This window comes from Algibacter agarivorans (assembly GCF_039543245.1).
Lineage (GTDB): Bacteria > Bacteroidota > Bacteroidia > Flavobacteriales > Flavobacteriaceae > Algibacter_G > Algibacter_G agarivorans.
The window spans coordinates 26870-50679 of the sequence record NZ_BAABJJ010000010.1; the positions used below are offsets into that span (position 1 = coordinate 26870).

At 33.2% G+C, this 23810-nt stretch carries 26 protein-coding genes and 1 pseudogene; 20 read left to right on the plus strand and 7 right to left on the minus strand.

The features are described from left to right. The first annotated feature begins 125 nt into the window (after positions 1-125). The 6 genes from ABD935_RS03370 (at position 126) to ABD935_RS03395 (ending at position 5892) form a co-directional block, all read left to right on the plus strand. Positions 126-1580 carry a DUF3360 family protein gene (locus tag ABD935_RS03370; RefSeq protein ID WP_345190174.1) on the plus strand — a complete coding sequence of 485 codons (1455 nt, stop codon included), beginning with the start codon at positions 126-128 and terminating at the stop codon, positions 1578-1580. A 332-nt stretch (positions 1581-1912) separates the two neighbouring features. Then, the gene (locus ABD935_RS03375) at positions 1913-2104 is read left to right on the plus strand and encodes a cold-shock protein (protein WP_203253448.1); all 192 of its coding nucleotides are present in this window, start codon (positions 1913-1915) and stop codon (positions 2102-2104) included. Between the two features lie 181 nt (positions 2105-2285). Further along, a complete protein-coding gene (locus tag ABD935_RS03380) occupies positions 2286-2534 on the plus strand; it encodes a cold-shock protein (RefSeq protein WP_345190176.1) in 249 nt (82 codons plus the stop codon). 127 nt (positions 2535-2661) lie between these two features. Continuing rightward, positions 2662-3111 carry a KTSC domain-containing protein gene (locus ABD935_RS03385; RefSeq protein ID WP_345190177.1) on the plus strand — a complete coding sequence of 150 codons (450 nt, stop codon included), beginning with the start codon at positions 2662-2664 and terminating at the stop codon, positions 3109-3111. Between the two features lie 121 nt (positions 3112-3232). Beyond that, complete coding sequence (locus tag ABD935_RS03390; RefSeq protein WP_345190178.1) at positions 3233-4573, plus strand: DEAD/DEAH box helicase; 1341 nt, start codon at positions 3233-3235, stop codon at positions 4571-4573. A 5-nt stretch (positions 4574-4578) separates the two neighbouring features. Then, a complete protein-coding gene (locus ABD935_RS03395; RefSeq protein ID WP_345190179.1) occupies positions 4579-5892 on the plus strand; it encodes a DEAD/DEAH box helicase in 1314 nt (437 codons plus the stop codon). Positions 5893-5962: 70 nt separating this feature from the next. Here ABD935_RS03395 and ABD935_RS03400 read toward each other — a convergent pair whose 3' ends face one another. After that, complete coding sequence (locus tag ABD935_RS03400; RefSeq protein ID WP_345190180.1) at positions 5963-6862, minus strand: EamA family transporter; 900 nt, start codon at positions 6860-6862, stop codon at positions 5963-5965. 81 nt (positions 6863-6943) lie between these two features. After that, a complete protein-coding gene (locus ABD935_RS03405; RefSeq protein WP_345190182.1) occupies positions 6944-7684 on the minus strand; it encodes an acyl-CoA desaturase in 741 nt (246 codons plus the stop codon). Between the two features lie 78 nt (positions 7685-7762). Between ABD935_RS03405 and ABD935_RS03410 the strand changes: the two genes are divergently transcribed. Then, positions 7763-7885: a hypothetical protein gene (locus tag ABD935_RS03410; protein ID WP_345190183.1), complete on the plus strand. Its 123-nt coding sequence runs from the start codon at positions 7763-7765 to the stop codon at positions 7883-7885. Between the two features lie 20 nt (positions 7886-7905). Here the strand turns inward: ABD935_RS03410 and ABD935_RS03415 are convergent, their stop codons facing one another. Together ABD935_RS03415 and ABD935_RS03420 are read right to left on the minus strand one after the other, a co-directional pair. After that, on the minus strand, positions 7906-8475 hold the full coding sequence (locus tag ABD935_RS03415) for a Crp/Fnr family transcriptional regulator (RefSeq protein ID WP_345190299.1): 570 nt from the start codon (positions 8473-8475) through the stop codon (positions 7906-7908). A 73-nt stretch (positions 8476-8548) separates the two neighbouring features. Beyond that, the gene (locus ABD935_RS03420; RefSeq protein ID WP_345190185.1) at positions 8549-9301 is read right to left on the minus strand and encodes a slipin family protein; all 753 of its coding nucleotides are present in this window, start codon (positions 9299-9301) and stop codon (positions 8549-8551) included. Between the two features lie 652 nt (positions 9302-9953). Between ABD935_RS03420 and ABD935_RS03425 the strand changes: the two genes are divergently transcribed. After that, positions 9954-10736, plus strand: a complete 783-nt coding sequence (locus tag ABD935_RS03425; protein WP_345190186.1) for a hypothetical protein — start codon at positions 9954-9956, stop codon at positions 10734-10736. A 62-nt stretch (positions 10737-10798) separates the two neighbouring features. After that, entirely contained in the window at positions 10799-11401 is a 603-nt protein-coding gene (locus tag ABD935_RS03430; protein WP_345190188.1) for a T9SS type A sorting domain-containing protein, read from the plus strand. 132 nt (positions 11402-11533) lie between these two features. Here the strand turns inward: ABD935_RS03430 and ABD935_RS03435 are convergent, their stop codons facing one another. The 3 genes and pseudogenes from ABD935_RS03435 to ABD935_RS03445 form a co-directional block, all read right to left on the minus strand. Next, positions 11534-12331, minus strand: coding sequence for an APC family permease (locus ABD935_RS03435; RefSeq protein WP_345190300.1), 798 nt, complete (start codon positions 12329-12331; stop codon positions 11534-11536). A gap of 48 nt (positions 12332-12379) precedes the next feature. Then, positions 12380-13753: pseudogene (locus ABD935_RS03440) on the minus strand (APC family permease); the annotation flags it as partial. A gap of 498 nt (positions 13754-14251) precedes the next feature. Next, the gene (locus ABD935_RS03445) at positions 14252-14887 is read right to left on the minus strand and encodes a hypothetical protein (protein ID WP_345190189.1); all 636 of its coding nucleotides are present in this window, start codon (positions 14885-14887) and stop codon (positions 14252-14254) included. A gap of 260 nt (positions 14888-15147) precedes the next feature. Here ABD935_RS03445 and ABD935_RS03450 point away from each other — a divergent pair, with 260 nt between their 5' ends. From ABD935_RS03450 to ABD935_RS03500, 11 genes are all read left to right on the plus strand, one after another. Further along, positions 15148-15786: a class I SAM-dependent methyltransferase gene (locus tag ABD935_RS03450; protein ID WP_345190190.1), complete on the plus strand. Its 639-nt coding sequence runs from the start codon at positions 15148-15150 to the stop codon at positions 15784-15786. Next, a complete protein-coding gene (locus ABD935_RS03455) occupies positions 15783-16196 on the plus strand; it encodes an archease (RefSeq protein ID WP_345190191.1) in 414 nt (137 codons plus the stop codon). The genes ABD935_RS03450 and ABD935_RS03455 overlap by 4 nt, the downstream gene beginning before the upstream one ends. Next, positions 16193-17644, plus strand: coding sequence for an RtcB family protein (locus ABD935_RS03460; RefSeq protein WP_345190192.1), 1452 nt, complete (start codon positions 16193-16195; stop codon positions 17642-17644). The genes ABD935_RS03455 and ABD935_RS03460 overlap by 4 nt, the downstream gene beginning before the upstream one ends. Before the next feature lie 210 nt (positions 17645-17854). Beyond that, positions 17855-19207 carry a hypothetical protein gene (locus ABD935_RS03465; RefSeq protein ID WP_345190193.1) on the plus strand — a complete coding sequence of 451 codons (1353 nt, stop codon included), beginning with the start codon at positions 17855-17857 and terminating at the stop codon, positions 19205-19207. Between the two features lie 410 nt (positions 19208-19617). Beyond that, entirely contained in the window at positions 19618-20154 is a 537-nt protein-coding gene (locus ABD935_RS03470) for a CIA30 family protein (protein ID WP_345190194.1), read from the plus strand. A gap of 33 nt (positions 20155-20187) precedes the next feature. Further along, complete coding sequence (locus ABD935_RS03475) at positions 20188-20553, plus strand: DoxX family protein (protein WP_345190195.1); 366 nt, start codon at positions 20188-20190, stop codon at positions 20551-20553. A 41-nt stretch (positions 20554-20594) separates the two neighbouring features. Further along, positions 20595-20933, plus strand: coding sequence for a DoxX family protein (locus tag ABD935_RS03480; protein WP_345190196.1), 339 nt, complete (start codon positions 20595-20597; stop codon positions 20931-20933). 375 nt (positions 20934-21308) lie between these two features. Beyond that, on the plus strand, positions 21309-21953 hold the full coding sequence (gene lexA, locus ABD935_RS03485; RefSeq protein ID WP_345190197.1) for a transcriptional repressor LexA: 645 nt from the start codon (positions 21309-21311) through the stop codon (positions 21951-21953). An 8-nt stretch (positions 21954-21961) separates the two neighbouring features. Then, positions 21962-22096, plus strand: a complete 135-nt coding sequence (locus ABD935_RS03490) for a hypothetical protein (RefSeq protein ID WP_345190198.1) — start codon at positions 21962-21964, stop codon at positions 22094-22096. Further along, positions 22093-23340 (plus strand): nucleotidyltransferase domain-containing protein, encoded by a 1248-nt coding sequence (locus tag ABD935_RS03495; protein WP_345190199.1) that lies wholly within the window; start codon positions 22093-22095, stop codon positions 23338-23340. Before ABD935_RS03490 ends, ABD935_RS03495 begins: the two co-directional genes overlap by 4 nt. Continuing rightward, a complete protein-coding gene (locus ABD935_RS03500) occupies positions 23333-23809 on the plus strand; it encodes a type II CBASS E2 protein (RefSeq protein WP_486303759.1) in 477 nt (158 codons plus the stop codon). The genes ABD935_RS03495 and ABD935_RS03500 overlap by 8 nt, the downstream gene beginning before the upstream one ends. Position 23810 lies beyond the last annotated feature (1 nt).

The following is a 23810-nucleotide window of genomic DNA, read 5'->3' on the forward strand; positions in this document are numbered from 1 at the left end:
CTTCTCTTATTTTTTGCGCTAAAACAAAAAAAACCGTATTTAAACTGACAATTCTCATGTTTGAAAGTTAATTATGCAGTAATTTTGGACTCTCAATTTAGTAAGCCATTGATTTAAGTTAGAATATGAAAGATGATTACGAGAACACTTATAAGGAAAAGCGAAAAAAATCTCATGAATTTGAAAAAAGAGAAGATTATTTAGAGCACGAATTATTAATTATGAAATTCCGTAGATGGAGAATTCATCTGCCTTTCAGAGATTTTAATATAGAACTCGAAGATTTAGTACCCGCTTTAGCTGCTACAATAGGTAAGGTGGTTATGGTAACTGCCATGGTAGCTGCCTTTGCTGTACAGTTTGGACTTTCACCAGAATTTGTTGCAGAAAATGTTCGTTACGAATTACTTATTGCAGGAGGTATTTTTGTGATATTATTTTCGGCTATCTTAAACCCTCGAGCAAATTTGGCTGGAACACACGGACCTATGATACCATTAATTCCAATAATTGCTGCAGCAGGAGGACATCCGCTAGCATTGGGGATTTTAATAGGTGTTTTTGGCCTGATATTAAGTATTACCAAAGGAGGCTCTAAATTAATGTCTTTAACTGGCGTTGGGGTACGTGGAGGATTGCTTATTTACCTTGGTGCAGTAGGTCTTATTTCACAAATCTCAAAATTTGAATCTTGGTCTGCAAATTCAAACGCAAGTACAGTTTCTTTTGTTGTAATCGGCATTACAATTCTTATTTATGCATATTTAGCTCGAATTAAAAAAAGGTGGTTGGCGATTCCGTTATGTTCGGCACTTGCAGGTGTAATAGCTTATTCAATGGGTGTTAATTTTGAGTTTACTACCGAGCCTGGACTTCCGCACATGAATCCTTTTTGGTGGTGGGGAGAAACAACAGGTTGGCAATTAGGTTGGCCTGATTTTGGACATTTTATTGCGGTTATTCCTTTCGCCATTTTAGCAGTAGCCATGTGGTCTCCAGATTATTTAGGACACCGTGTTTTTCAAGAACTTAATTACCCAAAGAAAGCAAAAGATGTTCTAATGGATGTTGATGATACCATGACCGTAGCATCTATTCGTCAAATCGTTGGAGCAGGTTTAGGGGGTGGAAATATAGCATCTTCATGGGGCACATATATGATTCCAGCAGCTATTGCAAAAAGACCTATTCCAGGTGGTGCTGTTCTTACAGCATTGTTATGTGTATTGGCTTCTGTTTTTGGATATCCTATGGATCTTGCTATGTGGGAACCTGTATTGAGAGTAGCCTTAATAGTTGGCGTGTTTTTACCCTTACTTGAAGCCGGTATGCAAATGGTGAAGAAGGAAAATGATTCTTTAAGTGCGGGTACTTGTATTTTTGCTTGTGCATTTGTAAACCCAGTTTTTGGTTGGGCTTTAACTATGCTACTTGATAATTTAGGTCTGATTGGAGATCGTGAAAGAGCAAAAGAATTGACTTTAAAAGAGCGATTAATTATTCCTGGGGCTATGTTCTTAGTTTGTGTTGTTTCTCTTGCACTAGCGGGACAACTTCCTGGTATACCCGGGATATTTTAAAAATATTTGGCACTTAAAAATAAAAGTATGAAAAGACAATGAAAATTAGAACTATTAAAGATCAAGTGAAATAAAACTGGAAAGGTTGCTAGATATCTTTCATGCAATTTTTAATATAACAGACCAGTTTTTGCCAATGTTAGATGTTAAAAAAGCAACCTAAAAATTATATTTCAATACTTAGAATTTATCCTTTTTCAACAGCATTAACATCAGTAGAATAATCGACTAGATTATAATAAATTGAAAATAAGCCAACTAATTTATTGTATGTTGAAAAATTGGCACCATCTTTGCGATTCAATAAGTATTATAAATTAAATTACATTACAATGAGTAAAGGAACAGTAAAATTTTTCAATGACGCTAAAGGATTTGGATTTATCACAGAAGAAGGCGTTGAAAAAGACCACTTTGTACACATTTCAGGATTAGTAGACGAAATTCGCGAAGGCGACCAAGTTGAATTTGATCTTCAAGAAGGAAACAAAGGATTAAATGCAGTGAACGTAAAAGTTATCTAATACATATACTTTCAAGTTTTACAAAAGCCCATCAATATTGATGGGCTTTTTTTATGCAGTATCTCATTTATTTATTGTTTAGTGGATTTTTCACTAACTCTTTTATTTATACTACTTTTGTAATGTTTATCAATTGAAATAACATATTACTGTTTAAATAGTATAAAAAAAACAAGAACTAATGATTATAAAATTCATAAAAAAATTATTTAATTCAAACACCAAAACTGGTACAAATGAAGGTACTGTCAAGTTTTTTAATAATAAAAAGGGTTTTGGGTTTATAACAGTAAAAGATTCTGATGAAGAAATCTTTGTACATACAACAAACCTCATAGACAAGATAAGGGATAAAAATCATGTCACATTTGACATAGAAAAAAGTGATAAAGGACCAATTGCTATTAATGTACGTGTGGTAAAAAAATAAAAGAACAATTAAAAAAACATCATCCCTGTCATGTACTATACAATTTCTACAAAAATAAAAAACGCTGTATTTAGACTAAGTACTTCAGAATAAAGATGTAGTTTCGCGGCTTGTAAAAAACAGGTCTATGAAACGTATAAGTCAATATAAAAAGTTATTTGAAATAGAAAATGAGATTGATCTTAAAACACTTAAAAAGCGTTACCGCAATTTAGCAAAAGAATGGCATCCAGATAAGTTTCAAGAAGGCGATGCTAAACTTGAAGAAGCTGAAGTAAATAGTCGCAACATCATTGATGGTTATCATTTTTTGGTGAGTATAGCTCCTGAAACTCTAGCAGCTAACTTAGATGTTTATACCGAAACAATAACAAATTCAGGAATAGCAGATTACATTCACAAAGGTTTAGTATTAGAAATCACTTTTTTAGATGGCACCACTTACGAGTATTTTGGAGTTACGAAGCCTTTATATATAAAGATGATTAATTCTAATAAACTGAATCGTTTCGCTAAACGTAGCATCTACCCTAACTACATATACAGAAAATCAAAGCGTACCCTTCAAGAAGCTTAATATATAGATATTGGCTTATTAGTTATTGAGAATTTTTTATATCACGCTTTTAAAAGGAATTAGCGCACTAATTTACACGATTCTCGGATTTTGTATAGTTATCTTTGCCTAAAATTATGTTATGTCAAAACCGTTTTCTGATTTAGGAATTAATGAACAGCTACAACAAAGCTTAGCTGATTTACAAATTTCTGTTCCAACAGATATCCAAGAAAAAACAATTCCCGTTGTACTTAATCAAAAAGAAGATGTTGTGGCTTTGGCAAAAACAGGAACAGGTAAAACTGCTGCTTTTGGATTACCTTTATTACAGTTAATCAATACTGAGGATACTAGCGTACAAGTGGTAATTTTAGCACCCACGCGAGAATTAGGGCATCAAATTCATGCCAATTTATTGTCTTTTACTTCCCATAGTCCTGCTATTTCTATAGCGGCTGTATGCGGAGGGATTCCTATAAAACCTCAAATTGAACGTTTAAAAACAGCTACTCATATTGTAGTGGCAACACCCGGACGTTTAGTCGATTTGATAAAACGAGGCGCTATTAACATTAAAAATTTAAAGTATTTAGTGTTGGATGAAGCCGATGAAATGGTGAGTGCTTTAAAAACCGACTTGGATCTTATTATCAAAGACATTCCAAAATCTCGACGGACTTTACTCTTTACAGCAACCATGCCTGGAGCCATAAAACAATTGGTACAAAATTACATGTCAAAGCATGTTGTGCATATAGAGGCAGACATGTCGACGGTTGGGCATCAGGGAATCGATCATCAATATGTGGTTGTAGAACCTATTGAAAAACTAGAGGTTTTGCTTCATTTCTTAAATACTAAAGAAGGAGAAAGAGGCATTATATTTTGTAAGACCAAAGCAGCGGTCAATAAATTAGCAAAAAAATTAGCCATTAATAAATTCTCATCAGGGGCTATTCATGGTAGTTTGTCTCAAGGTATTCGTGACCGTATTATGGGACAATTTAGAGAAGGCTTTATCGATATTTTGGTAGCTACCGATTTAGCAGCACGTGGTATTGATGTTAAAGACATATCGTATGTGGTTAATTACCATTTACCAGACACTTATGAGGCTTATGTACATAGAAGCGGCCGTACGGCTAGAGCAGGAGCAAAGGGACTTTCGTTAAGTGTTATACAAAATGAGGAACTTGAAGATATTCCTGAATTTGAAAATGAGCTAGGCATCACTTTTAATGAATTCAAAAAAGCAGACGCCCAAAGTATCGAAGAAAACAATGGTTTGCTATGGGCGAGAAAAATATTTAAAACCAAGCCTAATCGAGAGGTGTCAGAAGATTTTAAAGCGAAGGTAAAAACGATATTTCATCATTTAACAAAAGAGGAATTAGTCGATAAAATATTAGCAAACTACTTAGCGCAATCGGCTACAGTACATCCAAAACCAGAGGTGTCTAAAAAGCACAAAAAGAAATAGTCATTATGGCAAATAGTATTAAAAATCAGCAGGATATTTTAGCTAAATTAAATATTCATGCTTTGAATCCCATGCAAGAGGAAGCTGTTTCTGTTATTGAAACAACAACAAATACCATCATATTATCACCTACGGGAACAGGGAAAACATTGGCATTTTCATTGCCCCTATTAAAAACCTTAAAACCAGAATCTAAAGACATTCAAGCATTAATATTAGTACCATCAAGAGAATTAGCCATTCAAATAGAGCAAGTCATTCGATCTATGGGTTCAGGTTATAAAGTAAATGCGGTTTATGGAGGTAGGCCCATGTCTAAAGATAAAATTGAAATTAAACACAACCCAGCAATTTTAATAGGAACACCAGGTAGAATATTAGATCATTTTGTTAGCGACAGGTTTTCTAAAGCAAGTATAAAAACGCTTATTTTAGATGAATTCGACAAGTCTTTAGAAGATGGTTTTGAGGAAGAAATGAAAGGAATTATCACTCAATTGCCTAGTGTAAATAAGCGTATATTAACATCTGCTACTCAAGCCGTTAAGGTTCCTGGTTTTGTAAGATTAGACAAGCCAACGATCATCAACTATTTAAGAGAAAAAAAAGGGTCGAAATTAGCCATTAAAACAGTAGTTTCTCCAGACAAAAACAAATTGAAAACTTTACTGCAATTGGTACAGCATATAGGCAATGAACCTGGAATTATTTTCTGTAATTTAAGAGATAGCATTAATGAAGTCAGTCGTTTTTTAAAGCGAAATAAAATTAGTCATGCTTGTTTTTCTGGTGGCATGGAACAAAAAGATAGAGAACGGGCTCTTATTAAATTTAGAAACGGCACTTGCCAAGTATTAATTGCAACCGATTTAGCTGCTAGAGGCATCGATATTCCAGAAATGAATTATATTATTCATTATGAATTACCTCGACATGAAGAAGAATTTATTCATAGAAATGGTAGAACAGCTAGAGTCAATGCAAAAGGAACGGCTTATGTATTGAAATGGGAAAACCAATTACTGCCAGAATTTATTCAAAATGTAAAAGGCATCAATATTTCGAAGAAAGCACTTCATAAGCCACAATACTGGGAAACCTTATTTATTTCTGGCGGGCGAAAAGATAAAATTTCCAAAGGCGATATTGCTGGGTTATTTTTTAAACAAGGTGGTATTAATAAGGATCAATTAGGAACTATAGAACTAAAACCTGATTGTGCATTTGTGGCCATTCCGCTTACTATGGCAGATGAATTAGTAGAAAAACTTAACAATACCCGATTAAAAAAGAAAAAAGTACGAGTAACCATTTTATAACACTTTATTTTCTTAGGGCTATGCAGAACAAACCCTCTGGATATTTGAAGAAACAACTATAAGCACTAATCTAAGAATACAAAATCAAAAATACTCCGCACATAATACCTACTAACGGCACCAATTTTTTACGTTTGTTTTGTTCCTTAAAAATTAACCCTCCAATAACAACAGCAATAATGATTTGACTGCGTTTTATGGCAGAAAGAAGCATAATTAAAGCTTCAGGATCTTGTAAAGCTTTAAAGTAAAAATAGTCTGCTACTATTAATAAAACGCCAACTACAGGTATAGACCAACGCCATTTAAAAACGTTTCGTTTTTCTGCTTTAAGAAACCAAGTTACCGTTAAAATAACGAGTAATATAAGCACGGTATAAAAGCAAAACCAAAATTGTAACGTTTGTGGGTTTAGTATTAAATTCTGAATTAAAAATTTATCATATAAACCGCTGGATGCACCTAAAAAAGTAGCACCAATAATGGCAAATATCCATTTGTTTCTTTTGAAATAAATCCCCTCCTTTTTTCCTATTCTGGAATATAATAATACCGAAAAAATAATTAGAAAAAATCCAATCCATTGCCAAAAGTTAGGCTTTTCTTGGTAAATAGTAATAGCGCCAATAAACGTAAAAAAAGGCCCCGCAGATCGTATAGGTGCAACAATAGTAATAGGCAAATGCTTTAAAGCTTCATATGCCAATATCCAAGAAGCAGCCATCATAGCTGATTTTATAAAAATAAAACCATGTGTTTCCCATGGTATAACGGTAATGTATAATTGTATTTCAGACATATATTCTGGATACAATAGGGAACCAATATAAAGAGGAAGAATTAATAAAAAACCTGATGAAATAGTGCCTAAAAGCACAGGAAAAACTTCATTTCCTTGTACAGCATGTTTTTTACATAAATTGTGTAAGCCTAAAAACAAGGCTGATAAAAGTCCTAAATACATCCACATAATGCGCGCGAAGATACTTTTATTTATATATGGATAAAAAAACTTTTAATACGTATTAAAAGTTTTTTGAATTTGGACTTATTAATCTTTGATTCTAATTGGCTTCAACTTAATAACTCCAAAAGCATTCAGTACTTTTATAATCAAATAGGTAATATCAATCTCATACCATTTCACCCCAAAATTTGGGCTACTAGCATACTTATGATGATTATTATGATAGCCTTCACCCATCATTAAGAAATCAAAACGGAATAGGTTTTTACTTGTGTTTTTCATCTTGAAATTCACATAGCCATAAATATGACCAAACCAGTTTATAATCACACCATGAATAGGCGCCATCATAAATGTTATTGGTAATAATAACCATTGCCACCAAGCCGTTGCAAAGAGAGCAAAGATCAGAATGTAACCCGCAATCCAAAGTAATCTAGAAAAGCGAGAACTCGCAAATTTATCAAAGCTTTTCCATTGCGGAACGTTTTTGGTAAATCGCTGATCAACTTCAATACGTTGTTTATTAATATCCTGATAAATTGTTTTTGTTTTCCACATCATGGCAAACATATTAGCATCATAAGATGGAGAATGTGGGTCCTTTTCAGTATCCGTATAGGCATGGTGCATGCGGTGCATAATCCCATAACCATAAGCGCTTAAATAACTTGAGCCTTGAAAAATCCATGTTAAAATAAAAGTAATACGTTCTACGGTTTTCGACATGGTAAATACCTGATGTGCGGCATAGCGATGTAAAAAGAACGACTGAAAAAACAAGCCTCCATACCAAAGCACTAAAACGAAAAGAATGATAACCATAATTATTTTTTTGCAAAGATAATTTGTTATTTCAAGTAAAACAATGAACCTAGATTAATAAAAATTGGGCTTATAAACATGAATTCGGTTACAATAGCATTAAAAAACACCCCTAAAGTCCCACAAGGGGACAACCCAGACCAAAAACAGGTTGAATTAGGGCTATATTGTTCGTTACTGCCAAAATGCGGTGAATTATAATAATATTAATTGAACTCAGATTACATGCGTTTTCTAATCCTGCTTAACGCTTGTGCGGTTACACCAATATAAGAACTGATGTATTTCAAAGGAATCTCTTTTAAGAGTTCTGGACGCTCCTTAAATAATTTCATATAGCGTTCCTCGGCCGTCAAATTCAATAAGTTTTGTTCACGTTTAGATTTCAATAAAAAGAGACGTTCTGCCGTTAATCTGCCAATAAGATTTCCTATTTGGGTATGGTTATAAACCGCTTGCAAATCATTATAAGTCATACTTAAAAGCACAGTTTCTGTAAGGGCTTGTAACTGATATGCTGAAGGTTTCTGTGTTAAAAAGGAATCATAAGCACTAATAAACTGGTTCTCAAAACTAAAGCCAAAAGTAATTTCTTTTTCTGGATCTTCTTTAGGAATAAATAAACGAACAGCCCCAGATTCTATAAAAGAGATATGATTTTCTATTTCATTGAGCTTTAAAAAAATCGTTTTCTTTGGAATAACACGACGTTGTAATTTCGACGTAAAAAACGCCCAATCTTCATTAGATATGGTTGCTATTTGTTCTAAGTAAGCTTTTATCTGTTCCAAATGATGTAACCCGTTATTATTGAGTTCACAAAGATAGGAATTCATATGTGCTTATAAAGTGATTGGTTGCCCCTTATTTAACAAGTTTGGATTTCTTTTTTTTAACAGGCAATACTTCTTCTGGGAACGGGAAGAGTATGGTTGAATTTTTTTCTGCTGCAATATTCGACAAGGTTTGGTATAACCTTAGTTTTATGGCAGAAGGCGATTGATCTATTAGTTTCCCTGCCGCAAGTAACTTGTCTGCCGCCTGTTCTTCGGCCAAGGCCAAAATAATTCGAGCCCTGCGTGAACGTTCTGCCTCTGCTTGGTTTGCCATCATACGCCGCATGTTCTCGGGCAACTGAATGTCTTTTATCTTAACATCGCTAATTTCAATACCCCAATCTTTGGTTTCTTGCTCAACAATTTCTTTAATGTTTTTACCCATTTCTTCACGTTTAGAAAGGATGGTGTCTAATTCCACCTTCCCACAAACATCCCTAAGTGCAGCCTGTGCCAATTGGGTAATAGCGAACTTATATTCTTCAACTTCCAAAACTGCTTTTTCAGGATCGTTAATCTTAAAAAACACAACACCATCTATACTACAAGGTACGTTATCTTCTGTCATAACTTCCTGAGAATCAATGTTAAATGTAATAACTCTAATGTCTACAATTTGGATGGTTTCAATAAAAGGAATAATCCATCGAAACCCTGGTTTTAAGGTTTTTATATATTTTCCAAATCTAAATTTAATAGCTCTTTTGTATTCAAAAATGATTCGAATACCTAAAGCAAGAAATACCCCGATAATTATAATGAGAATGCCAAACCGGTTCATGATACAATGTGTTAAAGTTATTTGTCTGTTTGTATATTTAAAGTCAATGAACCCACGAAACAGAGTTATTTATGGGTGCTTTGCCTTATTAAAACTAAATCGCTAATCGAGTTTTAAGGTTCAATTAAACGATGATAATGGCTCATCCTAAAGTTACGGAATTTTTAGGTAAAAATTGCGTTTTTCATGCTGAATGTTGCTTATTGTGAATGTCTTATGATTGAAGTCTGTAAAAATCCAGGTGTTTACGAAATGAGCAAATATGGCATTTGTGTTACAAAGGATAAAAGAATGAAGGTTGAATTAATTCCTAGTTTTTGTTAGTTCATTGTCTGTGGTGATATTCCTTTTGTTGTCCTTACAGCAAAACAATATTGATGCGCTAAAAACTAGGGCTAATAATTTAATTTGATTCTTCAATTTATACTTTAATTTTAACGTAAATGTAGCAAGCTTTATATGATTTTTTTATGGTAATTGTTATCAGCTATAGTTTTCCCATTGTGCAAATGATGTTAGTACAGGAACCTTCTTTTTAAAACATAACAAAAAAGTAAATATTTTATGACTCACTGATTGATATCATTTCACATTTTTAATAATTATCTCATCTTCATTACTCAAAAGGGTGTTTAATTAAAACCTATGTATTATGAAACGAATAACTACTTTACTCATAGCTATTCTTATTTCGTCATTTGCCACAGCGCAGATTACTAAAAAGATTAACCAAGAATTTGAAATAACAAAGGCAGATAAAATATCTAGAATTCATAAAAAAGGTATAAAAGATGTGAAAAATAGAAGTTATAAGGCATCCTCATTAAATAAAACAATCACTGCAGATAGCAAGACTTTGGATAGTATATTAATTCAAGAATGGGATAATGATTTTAATATATGGAGGTATTCTGCTAAACAGGAATTTACCTATAATGGAAATAATATAGAAATGACTATTAGTTTTATTTGGAATGGTGTAACATCTACCTTGGATCCTTATATAAAGGATGAATACTCATTCGATTCTAATGGAAATTTATCATCACAAATGCGATCATTTCAAAACACACCAAATATTTGGGAATTTGTCAGTAAAACTGAATTCACTTATGATAGTAGTGGAAACTTAATTCTTGAAGAAAATTATGAATGGAATTCGAATCAATGGGCTAAAACCTTTAAAAATGAAATAGCGTATAATTTGGATCAAAAGGTAACATTAGATAAAGGTTACACATGGGATTCAGGAATAAATCAATGGGTAAATTTATATAGGGATGAATATTTTTATACAGACCCTCTTATGCCTTATGAAATTAATTCATACTGGAATAATGGTATTAGTGATTGGGTTCTTAATTCTAAATGGGAATACATTATTGACCCATCTACTTCACTCTTAAATCTAGAAATTTATACAGAAGGGATATAAATAATACAGACTGGGTTTATGAATCAAAATATGAATATCAATATGATCGACCTAATTTTTTATTGGTTTTAACAAACGAAACAGAATATACTTGGGATGAAAGTATGAACCAATGGGGATATCAATATAAAGATGACTATCAATATGATAACAATGATAATAGGTCTTTAGGAACCTATTATGAATGGATTGAGACTCCTGGAGAATGGGCTCCATATTACAAAGATGAATTTATTTTCGACCTAGCATTTGATTTTAGTAATCTCATAGGACCATTCAATTACGATGATGAACTTGATGATACGGTCTTTATGTTTAATAATATGGTAATTGGTTACCGAGGATATGAATTTACAAGTCAAATCTGGGAAGATGTTAGTAAAACACTTTTTTATTATTCAGATTATAATAACCCTTTAAATATAGATAGTAAAAAACTAGTGAGTTCTATAAAAGTCTACCCGAATCCAGTAACTGATATTTTAGTAATCGATTCTAAAATGCGCGTAGATAAAGTAGGAATATATTCCATATTAGGAAAAAAAGTAAAAGAATTCAATTCAAATTTTAATGCCATACCTGTTTATGATATATCTGCTGGCTTATATATTATTAAAATACAATCTGAAAACAATACTATTACAACAAAGATAATTAAACAGTAAACCGGTTTATACTGTATTATAAAGTCCATCATAGTAATGGTGGGCTTTTTTATGCGCAATAATTTGGAATTTTTAGAGTTTCACTTGGCTAAATAGCAGATCATATTTAGTGTATTTAAAAGAGGCATGATACTATGCCTTTGTCAAACTAAAAATTACAGGAATATCATTCTCCATACCATTATTCTGTGTAAACACAACCACATTTAAACTATTCACAATGCGTTCTATAATTTCCGTACGTTTCTCAAAAGTACCATTACCTCTGGCTAATCCACAAAACACAATATCGGCGGTTTTGCTCTTTTTTATAAGCACACCAACAATGTCATCACTATCTTTTATTAGTACATGAATTTCAGCATCAATGCGTGCTTCACTTATTGAATATCGAATAAGGCGTTCTAGTTCCAGTTTTTCTTTTTCAGAATCAGCCACCGAAAAAATATTGATTACTGCCTTTTTCCACTTTCTATTCAATCGAATCAAATAGGAGAGTAGGAGCATCAAATCACCATTTCTATCTTCACCGCGCCACCATATATCAATGCGCTTATCTGGGCGTTCAGCAAATGGACTGTTGAAATGTGCAATTAAAACATTCTTACCAGATGCCGCAATTTTATTCACAATTTGTAGTTCCTGAATCTTGCCTTCTAAGGTACTAGCCCAACCAAATACTACGGTATTGGTTTTTATACCTGCAATGCCATGTGAAGCGGAAACTTGTAAAATACCTTGCTTTAAATCGTTAACTACATTGACTTCGGTTAAAGCCTGCAACCCTTCTTTTGCTAATTCTTTTTGCATTTCAAAGGCAATCGTATTACGTTTTATTAATTCATCTTTATCCTCAAAAGTAATGAGTTTCGAAATGGTTAATAAACCACTATTTTGCCCTAGCATTTCCATTAATTTAATTAATGGCATTTGCCCTTTTAATTCATGAACAAATAGAACAATAATGGGGCGCCAGTTTCTGCTATGTACCCTTATAGAATTCAATCGAAGTAAGGCATATCTACCCAAATGCATCCATATTCCGGTAGAAGCGTCTCCCCATTGTTGTTCGAGTTTTTTGCTTACTAAATAGATAAGAATAACAGCCTCAAGACCCAAAGCAAATATGAATGCCAATGGATTGATTAACCACATAACTACCATGGCAGCTAGTGCACCTAAAAACGATATAAACCAAGGCACATGTATTTTTGGTCGATAAGACGGTTCTTTAATGAGTTGCTCTACGGCAGCACTAACATTAACGGCGACATACAAAGTTAAAAACAGAACAGATACGTATTGTGCAATGGTATTTAATCCGCCTAGAAAAACGGCAGCTATAGCTATAACACCACTTATCCATGTGGCAATAGTGGGCTGACCTGATTTAGAAAGCTTAGCTAAAAATTTTGGCATCAAACCATCCATAGATAATGCTTGAAGAATTCTTGGTCCGCCCAAAATACTTCCAAAAGCAGAAGATAAAACGGCTCCCCAAACAGCAGGATACACAATCCAAGGTCCAAAAACAGCAAGCCGTGTCCAAATAGTAACACCAGCTTCAGGATCTGCCATTTGCTCCAAGGTTAGTGCTCCAGTGATTGCCAAAAGTAGTGGAATGATAAGATAGATTATGGCACCAGAAATTACTGCAGCAAGTGTGCCTTTAGGAATCGATTTTTTTGGGTCTTTCAAATCGCCACTTAAACCAATTCCAGCCGTAAACCCTGTAACGGCAGGAAAAAATACGGCAAATACATACCAAAAGCCTTAAGGTGCCGTTTGATAAGTCGGTTTAGTAATCGGTGCATGAAGGTCTTGACTTAGCACTCCAATAATTAAAGCTAAAATAGAAGCTCCAACAATAATCATAATCGGGATTTGAGATTTTAATACCAGTTTTGCACTTTTTCCAGAAAGTGTCGTTACTAAAACAATAAAAATAATAGTCAGGCTTTGCAAGGCATATGAAGGCAAAATACCTTGACTTTCTGGCCATAATACCAGTATGGCTTCTGACAGCCCATAACAATAGAAGGTAACGCTTAAAGTTCTACATAAATATAAGGGAATGCCAATAGCACCACCAGCTTCTAAACCAAGGCTGCGGGAAATCATATAATACTCACCACCAACACCAACTTTAATATTAGTGGCGATTGCCGAAGCACTTAAACCAGTTATAAATGTTATAGAACTGGCCATTAATACAATAACAATGGTTTTTATTAGGCCTACATTTCCAACTACCCAACCAAATCTCAAGTACATAATCAAGCCAAGTATGGTCAATATACTGGGTGTATAGACGCCTAGAAAAGTACCAAATTTATGTGGTTCTTTGTTCATCTTCTATGTAAGTTGATTAATCGCTTACTGATAAAGATAATGTAAATTTAAATGTGATATTCTAATTAATATAAAATTTACACTGTACTAAATTGGTGACTTTATTAATAAATTAAACCTTGTTTTAAACAATGCATCATGTTATAAGAGGGGAGGGGGAGTGCAATGGGTGTGGACTGGGATAGTTTAAAACGAATCTTGCTTACATTTTATAATTTCTGCTTTTCATCAGCTACAGTTTTTCCCCATTGAGCGTTGGCTGTTAGTACATGTGCTAAACTTTTACCTAAAGATGTTAAAGCAGATTCTAGTATTAAAAGTTGTTTTTTAGTGTATACGCGTCGTCTACTCTTTTGGTAATATTGGAGAAGCGCATCTTCAATTAGAAAATGGCAGAACTGTTGGCAAAACCGTAGTAACATCAAAGTAACTTTAGAGCGAATTTCTAGTTAAATGTTACCAGGAATTCAATCAAAAATTTAAGAGAATTAAAAACCCTTATGTGCTAACTAACTTCCTGTAAGAATGAATACTCAATAACACAAACCAGCTCATGCAGGACAAAAATGTTATTTTTTGAATTACAGGAAGCTTGTCTATTAGTATTTCTGTTTCATAGATATAGTAATTAGTTAAAAAAAAGAACAAACAAATAATACCATGGATTAATAGTTTGTAATAATTGGCATTATAAAGTTCGATAAAAGCAATGAGTAATGCGGTTACTCCAAAAACCCCTGCTGTTCTTACAATTATATCATGCACTTCAGACGCTAAAAACAGGGTAATTACCATAGATAACATGCCAGCAATACTCATAATGGTTTGGGCTTTATTTTTTCTATTGAATAATTTTGGTAAATAATACCAAAGTAATATCAAACTCAAACACAGTATGGCTAATGCTATACGCGCATATATACGTGCAGAATTAAAAGCTCCATTTATGGCATGATTATCCAGCAAATCACATAAATAATTGTTCTTGAAACTAAACCCTGGCCGATTTGGTGCAGCATACGACCCTCCAGGATAATAGATAGCAGCAATGATATAAAAAATTACAAATAGAGCAATTCCTATTAATGGCAACAAAGTAATTACCGGATCGACTCTATTTTTATGAGTGGTCATTAATAACCTTATTTGTTAATATTGAGACCTAAAACATAAATCTATATAACAAAAACCAAAACACCAATGATTTTAATCAGCAGTTAACAAAAGGCTTTAGTCCAAAATATTGATTATCAACAGAAATAAAATAGGTAGATGACCTACATCATTTTGCTCTTGATATGTGATTATTAAATTTAGAGCATTGCTATTCATTTAAAAATCAATGGTATGTCCTATGCTTATAATTTAGTAACTACCATAAAATATTAGAAAACATGTTACAAACAGAAATATTCAACAAAAATGCAGAAGCTTATGAAGCTTGGTATGATACTTACCCAGAAGTTTTTCAATCGGAAGTAGCAGCAATTAAAGAGCAACTTTTAAAACTACCCGAAGCTATTTACGGCATTGAGGTGGGTTTGGGTACAGGACGATTTTCTAAAGCTTTGGGAATTAAAGAAGGCATAGAGCCCTCTGAAGAAATGGCACAAAAGGCCATAAAAAGAGGTGTTGAAATTATGAAAGGCGTTGCGGAAAAACTTCCGTATAGTGATTATCATTTCGATTTTATACTTTTTGTTACCATCTGCCATCTTGATAATTTAAAAGCAGCATTAAACGAAGCGCATAGGGTATTAAAGCCGGGAGGATCTATAATTCTAGCGTTTTTAGACAAAGCGCAAACCATAGCACAGCAATACGAAGCGAAAAGACATCGAAGCACCTTTTTTAAAAATGCAACCTACTATTCAGTAGAAAGCGTGAAAGATTTACTTAAAAAAACAAAATTTAAAAATCTAGAATTCAACCAAACCCTATTTGGAGAATTAAACGAAATAAAAGACCTTCAAACACCAAAAGAAGGCTATGGTGAAGGGTCATTTGTAGTTGTTAAGGCTGTAAAAAAATGAAAATAAAATACCTCCCACATACAGCCGATATAAGAATGTTTATTGAAGGAGAAACTCTTCAAAAATTATTTAAGGCCGGTGTAAAGGGGATGGCAAACATACTCAAAGAAAATATTTGCGACCATACCCATAAATTTAACAGTAAAACAAGAATAAAAACGTGTTCGTTAGACTATACAAATTTGCTCATTGATTTTTTATCAGACGTACTTACACAAACATACACCAATAAAACCATTTACTGTAAAATCAATATTTTAAGTTTAGAAAGACATAAGATTGTAGCAGATGTATTTGGTATTGAAACCCATGATTTTGATGAAGAAATTAAAGCGGTAACCTACCATGAAGCTGAAGTAAAAAAGAACAAAAATAATCTGTGGGAAACGTATATAATTTTTGATATATGAAAAAGGTAAAAAAATCCGATATCAACAAATTAAAAGACTACTTATGGGAAATCCCCATGTCTTTTAGAGACGATATGAAAGTTCCTGCCAGAGCCCTTGCGGTTGAATCCCTTTTAGATGATATTATTGAAGATAGATCGCTAAGCCAACTGGTAAACGTGGCGACACTTCCAGGTATTCAAAAAGCATCATTAGTCATGCCAGATGTACATGAAGGCTACGGATTTCCTATAGGTGGCGTTGCAGCAACCAGATATCCTGATGGTGTTATTTCTCCTGGTGGCATTGGTTACGATATCAATTGCGGTGTTCGGTTATTGACTTCAACTTTAAAAATTGATGATGTAAGAGATAAAATAGAAGCGCTATCCAAAGAAATGTATGCTCAAATACCTTCGGGAATGGGTAAAGGAGGTCATATTATCCTTTCTGAAGAACAAATGAATCACGTGTTAACCACAGGAGCAGAATGGGCCATTGAAAATGGTTATGGCATTCACGAAGACCTAACCTATATAGAAAACAAAGGAAAACTAATGGAGGCAGATTCCTCTATGGTTTCAGAAATGGCTAAAAAAAGAGGAACAGATCAGTTAGGTACCATTGGTTCGGGGAATCATTTTGTAGAAGTTGATTATATAGATAAAATTTACGATGAAGACATTGCAAAAGCTTACGGTTTAGAAAATCGGCAAATGGTGGTTTTAATCCATACAGGCTCAAGAGGCTTAGGACATCAGGTAGCAACCGATCATATTCGTATTATGATGAACGCCATGGCTAAATATGATATCAAACTAAAAGACAGGGAATTGGCATGCGTCCCCTTCAATTCAAAAGAAGGTCAAAACTACTTCAAAGCCATGTGCGCAGCAGCCAATTATGCTTGGTGTAACCGAGAAGTTATTTCTTGGGAAGCAAGAAAAGCTTGGGGAACTATTTTTGGTGAAGCAGAAGCCAATCTAAAACTATTATATGATGTTGCACATAACATTGCTAAGATTGAAACCTATACCATTAGCGGCAAACAACAAAAAGTAATTGTGCATCGCAAAGGTGCTACGCGCGCATTCGGACCTGGTTTTGAAGAACTTCCTCAGGCTTATAAAAATGCAGGTCAACCCGTTATTATACCTGGCAGTATGGGTACCTGTTCCTATGTATTGGCAGGCACAGAAAAGAGCAAGGACATCACTTTTGGCTCCTGCTGCCATGGCGCTGGAAGACGCTTGTCTAGAACGGCTGCAAAAAAAGAAGTAAACGCCCCTGTTTTAAAAGAAAAATTAAAAGAAAGAGGCATTTATATTCAATCAGGTTCTTTTAAAGGCATTGCTGAAGAAGCGCCTATTGCTTACAAAGACGTGAATTTAGTCGTAGAAACGGTTCATGCTTCTGGAGTGGCTAAAAAAGTAGCAAAATTAAAACCTGTTGCTGTTATAAAAGGATGAGCAAACTAGCATATTAACTACATAATAGGGAGGCATAATATAAACGGAGTGGTAATGCCGGTAGGCATCTCACTAAATATTATAGAACCTCTATAAAATATTCATAAACTAGAAAAAAACAAGATAAATGATGAAGATCATTTTGGTAGTCAAGTGTTAATAATAATTTGTAAATGTTATTAATGAATTTGAAATCAAAAATTTAACACTATGAAAAATCATTATACTATTATTCGAAAATCTATTTTAATATTGATTGGTTTACTATTGGCCATTATGTTTTTTAGATGTCAGCAAGAGCCTATGGACTTTAATCAAGACCCTATTGATTTAAAAGTAAACTCGGGTATTGATCTTAAGGCTGAAAAAGATGGCCTGACGAAAGCGGTTTCTTTAAAATCAACACTCCAAGGAGGAGCCTCTTATGAAATAGCTTTACCTAATTTTTGGAATTTTATTCCTGATGGTCAAAGGATTGTGTTGGTTTACGCTCATGGTTATGTTGATCCAGGAGAACTTATAGAATTACCTTCAGACACTATTCTTGATGGGATGGGAGGAACCGTAGCAATCAAAGATATTATTCTTGAAAAAGCAGCTTATGCCGCTACCAGCTATAGCGACAATGGGCTGGTAGTGCTAGATGCAATCAAAGATATCAAAGAGTTAAAAATAGCTATTGATGAATTCTTTGACGATCCTGAAAACCCTGCTGAACCTAAACCATATGATGCTATTTTTCTAGTTGGACCTTCAGAAGGTGGTTTGATTACCGTTCTTACTATTGAGCAGAACCCGGGGATGTTTGATGGTGCAATAGCAACCTGTTGCCCTATAGGTAATTTTTATAAGCAATTACAATATTATGGCGATGCTCATGTTTTATTTAAATATTTCTTTGGGCCAAGTATAAATGGTATAAATCTGGGCAGCCCAAAAGGAGTTTCAAAACGAACTATGGAAGCCTGGAGAAAAAACGGCCCCCTATATTCAGCTATTAAACAAGAATTGGAGGATGATTACCAATATAATGGAGGAAATAAAATCAGGCAATTTTTAAATTGCTCCAGAGTGGGTGGCACCAGTATAGGTGATCATGTAGACAAATCAAATCATTCCGCTGTAGTGACTGCCATACTGGAGGTATTAAGATTTCCAATAATGGCAACCAATGATGCCATTGTAAGGTTGGAAGGAAGTCCATTTAACAATAAAAATCCAAAAATAATCTATGAAGGATCTGACAATGACAGAAAGTTGAATTTAACAGTCGAAAGAATTAAAAGATCTGAATGGGAGCAATCTGCTCAAAACGTGGCTAATTTCTACGAAACAGAAGGTGCTTTGTTGACGCCTCTTGTAACCATGCATACCGAATTTGATCATGTTTCTCTGTTTTGGCATCAAACTTATTATGCAAATAAAGTTGGCGCTATCTGGCCGGACTCTTTTTTATACCCAATAAAAATTACCGGACGATATGGCCATTGCAATTTTACTAAAGATGAAATTTTGGGGGCAATCAATGGGCTAATATCCTTAATACAACAATCTCAAATCTAAATTTGAGACAGAACTGGTTTAAACTTTTTTTATTGAAGCAAAGCCCATCCAGATGCTTTTCATGGAATGTTTGGAGTGTTTGATGATTCCCTGCCAGATGGTTGGGGTATGCTCTTATTGAATCGTGTTCTTGAGAAGCAAGGATTATTATTGAACGATATTAATATTCTTGATTAACTTGCCTATATAGGTGACTCTGGAAAAGGTACAGTTATATATAATCCAGCAATTAGGAATGACGAAAACTTTAGTGATAAAATTGATTTAGATCGATTGAAGGCAATACAAAATTTTCATATTCAATATTTTAGCAGCAATAATTATATGCCAAATTAAGGTTAATTTTTTTATCTTCTGTTAATTATTTCTTATTTTTGTTTAACAAAAATTAAATATAATTAAACAATAATATGAAAGTTTTAATCATCTTATTATCTCTAAGTTTTATGTTTCAAGACAATACATCTACTATTTTCGATTTTAAAAATGAAAAAAACACGTCTAATTGGTACGTTGTAAACGATGGCGTTATGGGTGGTCTATCTCAGGGAACACTTTCAATTAACAATGCAGGAAACGGACTTTTCAAAGGCTACGTGACTACAGAGAACAATGGAGGCTTTTCATCAATTCGTCATGAATTCAACAAAAAAGATGTTTCAAAATTCGAGCATATCGTTATAAAAGTAAAAGGTGATGGGAAAGACTATCAATTCAGGATAAAAGAAAAGTCATCACAGCGCTATTCTTACATATCCACTTTTAGGACTACTGGCGAATGGCAAACTATCAAAATACCATTAAGCTCATTTTACCCTAGTTTTAGAGGTAATACTTTAGACAAACCTAATTATTTAGGAGGAGTAATGGAAGAAATTGCGATTTTAATTGGCAATAAGAAGAAAGAAAAATTTTCACTTGAAATCGAAAACATAGGATTAGATTAACCTATTTAAAGACTATCAATAAAAAAATAAGACATGAATTATATTACAATTGCATTACAATGCATCGTCGCCTTTAGCATACTTAATGTATGGCTTGTACAAAAGAACAAAAGTACTCAATGGCGTGGAGGTAATGCCAAGACCATCATCGAGGAATTTAAAGTTTATGGGCTTCCGGTTTGGATGTGCTATGTTGTTGGTATCTTAAAAGTATTATTAGCTGTTGGTCTTTTAGCAGCTATTTGGTATCCTGAACTTAAAGAACCTTCAGCATTAGGTCTTGCCTTACTATTGCTTGGCTCCATTGCAATGCATTTAAAAATTAAAGATCCATTAAAGAAGTCCCTTCCTGCTTTTTTATTCTTAGTGATGAGTTTGTATATAGCCTTCCCGCTTTAAACAAGCCGTAACTCTAATAATTTTTCAGTTATATGAAATTTATGAACCTACTCACTTTTTTGACATTTATTTCTGGAATTTCATTTCTATTTTTTGGTGTAGCTAGTTTAACGACGTCCCAAATGAAATCTGAATTTAAACGATATGGTCTCAAGAATTCAAGAAAGCTAGTTGGTGCCCTGCAGTTATTGGGAGCTCTGGGTTTGCTCGTTGGTTCATTATATGCTCCGTTGCTGCAAGCTATATCTGCATTAGGTCTTTCTATTTTAATGATATTAGGTTTTTTAGTCCGAATAAGGATTCAAGATTCCTTAATTCAATCTGCGCCTTCTTTAAGTTATGCTTTACTTAATGCAATTATATTAATAATGTTGTGTTAACGGTTTTAAACAATAATAAAATTCACTTTTTAAAAGTTAAAGCAATTTTAAATCGGCTAATTGTTGTGAAATGTACTATAATGTTTTGCGCTATGTTACTTTGCTTTGGCAAAAACGAAGTTTAAACTACTACTTTTTCATTATTTTTTTCTTCTAAAATGTTTCTTTAAAAATGTAATGGAATACGCTTTGCCCGAAGCGACGATAGGAGCGAAGTGGGAATGTGTATGAAATGGGATTATTTAGAATAGAGTATGTTTTCATTACGGAAATCCACAAGGATACAATTTACAGTCAGGTTATATTTACACAAATAATTCAATAAATGTTAATAACAAGTTTATAACTAGTGGTTTAGAAATATATTTTAAGTGTATGCAAAGTGTATATTTGTGTATGTTTTATAATTTATCTGATAAAGAATTAGAAGCTCTAAAGATTATTCGAAATTCAATTGTTCATCAAGGAAGAATACCAAGCGTACGTGAATTAATGATTGGATTGGGATATAAATCCCCTCGTTCATCAGCCGTTTTATTGAAAAGTCTTGAAGAAAAGGAAATATTAAGGAAGAAAATTGATGGGAGTTATCAGATTGTTGATTTTGAAATACCCGAAGATTTTGGGTCTAGAGCACAAACTGTAAAAATACCCTTAATAGGAAGTGTGGCTTGTGGAATGCCAATTTTTGCAGATGAAAATATTGAAGCAGAAGTTTCCATTTCTGTAGAAATGATTAAAAGTGGATATAAATACTTTTTATTAAAAGCAGAAGGAGATTCAATGAACAAAGCTGGTATCAATAATGGAGATTTATTGCTAATCAGACAGCAACCAGATGCTAATAATGGAGATCGAGTATTGGCTTTAATTGATGATGAAGCAACAGTTAAAGAATATAATAAAAATGGTGGTATGGTTATTTTGAAACCAAAATCCACTAATAAAATACATCAACCGATAATACTAACAAGCAATTTCAGAATTCAAGGAGTTGTCGAGGAAGTAATATCACTTTAAAAAGGATTATGGCAAGACAAAGTAAAAGAGGTAGAGATGCTGGTACTGGTAAATTTATTTCCATAGAAGAGGCTAAAAGAAGACCGAAAACTACAACTATTGAAACAGTTAAAGTTGGTCCAACCAAAAAAAGAAAGAAATGAGAATAGAACATAAAGATTTATTAAATAGAATATTAGAGTTTTTAGGAGGAGAACTGGATATTACTAAAACTCAATTTGAATCAGCAGTTAAAAGCTACCAAGCTTTAGCGGAACAGCTTACTAAAGATAATTCAGCTTTATTACCTTATAAGCCAGAAATTTTACCTCAAGGCTCATTTATGCTAGGAACAATGGTCAAACCGGTAGTAGAAGGTAGCAAATTAGACGTTGATTTAGTTTGCCAATTAATAAACAAAAATGCGAGTTGGACACAATATGATTTAAAGCAAAAAGTTGGAAATCAAATAAAAGACAACAAGACATATGAGAAAATGATTAAAAAACCAGAAGGAAGAAGATGTTGGACTTTAATTTATGCTGAAGACTCTAATTATCATATGGACATTTTACCTTGTATTGTAGACTCAAATTATAACATTGTATTTGAAAAATCATTTAGTAATGCTGAATTAAAAGATGCTGATGAATTAGCTATAAGAATTACAGATAGAGAAGATATTGGTTATAATTATACAACAAATCATCTTGTCTGGTTAAAAAGTAATCCTTTTGGTTATGCAAAATGGTTTTTTAGAAGAGCAATAATTAATTCCACTAGATTCATTTCTTTAAAAGAGGCAATTGAGCCAATAAGAGATTTTGATAAAGAAAAGTTGCCATTACAGAGAGTCGTCCAGATTTTGAAAAGACATAGAGATATAATGTTTTCAGAGAATAGTGATTATGATTTAGACCATAAGCCAATATCCATCATTATTACAACATTAGCTGCTAAATCTTATGACAAAGAAGATAATATTTTAGATGCTCTAGTTAATGCAGTTGGCAATATGAGAGGTGAAATCAAAGAAAAATATAATCCTGAAACAGGTAAAATCGAAAAAATCATCGAAAACCCTGTAAATAGTGAAGAGAACTTTGCTGATAAATGGGTTAAAGAGGATAAAAAAAGAGAATATTTCTATGAATGGCTTAACAAATTAGAAGAAGATATTGCATCTATTATTAGTAGTGATGGTATTGGTCTAAATAATCTTCAAAAGTCTATGTCAAGTCAGTTTGGAAATTCTATAACAGAAAAAGCATTTATAAATTATGGTAATCAAAATAGAATTTTAACTGAAACAGGAAAACGTAAAATGGAGGCAGGAACAGGACTTTTGGGAGCTACTGTTTCAGGACCTATAATCAAAAAACATGATTTTGAAGGATTAAATGGGTAGTAGTTATATTAAAAGTTCAAAACAGGCTAGAAAAAAAGGCTTTTCCGCTAATAAGCAACTCGAGAAAATAAAAGAGTTGTTTCCAAACATGAAAGTGATTAAAATCAAAGGGAATTTATTTGAAGTTGAAATTAAATTAAAGCCAACACCTGTAAGTAAAGCTTATGATGTAAAAATATGCTTTGATAAGTATTCTGGAGTAGATATATATGTCATTAATGAAAAATTAGAAGTAGCTGCAAACAGGAAAACATTGCCACATGTTTATTCACATTTAGAGCAAAAACTTTGTTTGTATTCTTGGAAAAAGCGACAATGGACAAAGGAGAAACTAATATCATCTACAATAATTCCTTGGGCAAGTGAATGGTTAGAATTTTATGAACTTTGGTTGATTTCTGGAAAATGGTTAGGTGGAGGTCATGATGAATATGGCGAGTATGTAGAGAAAAAATCAATTGAAGACTAAT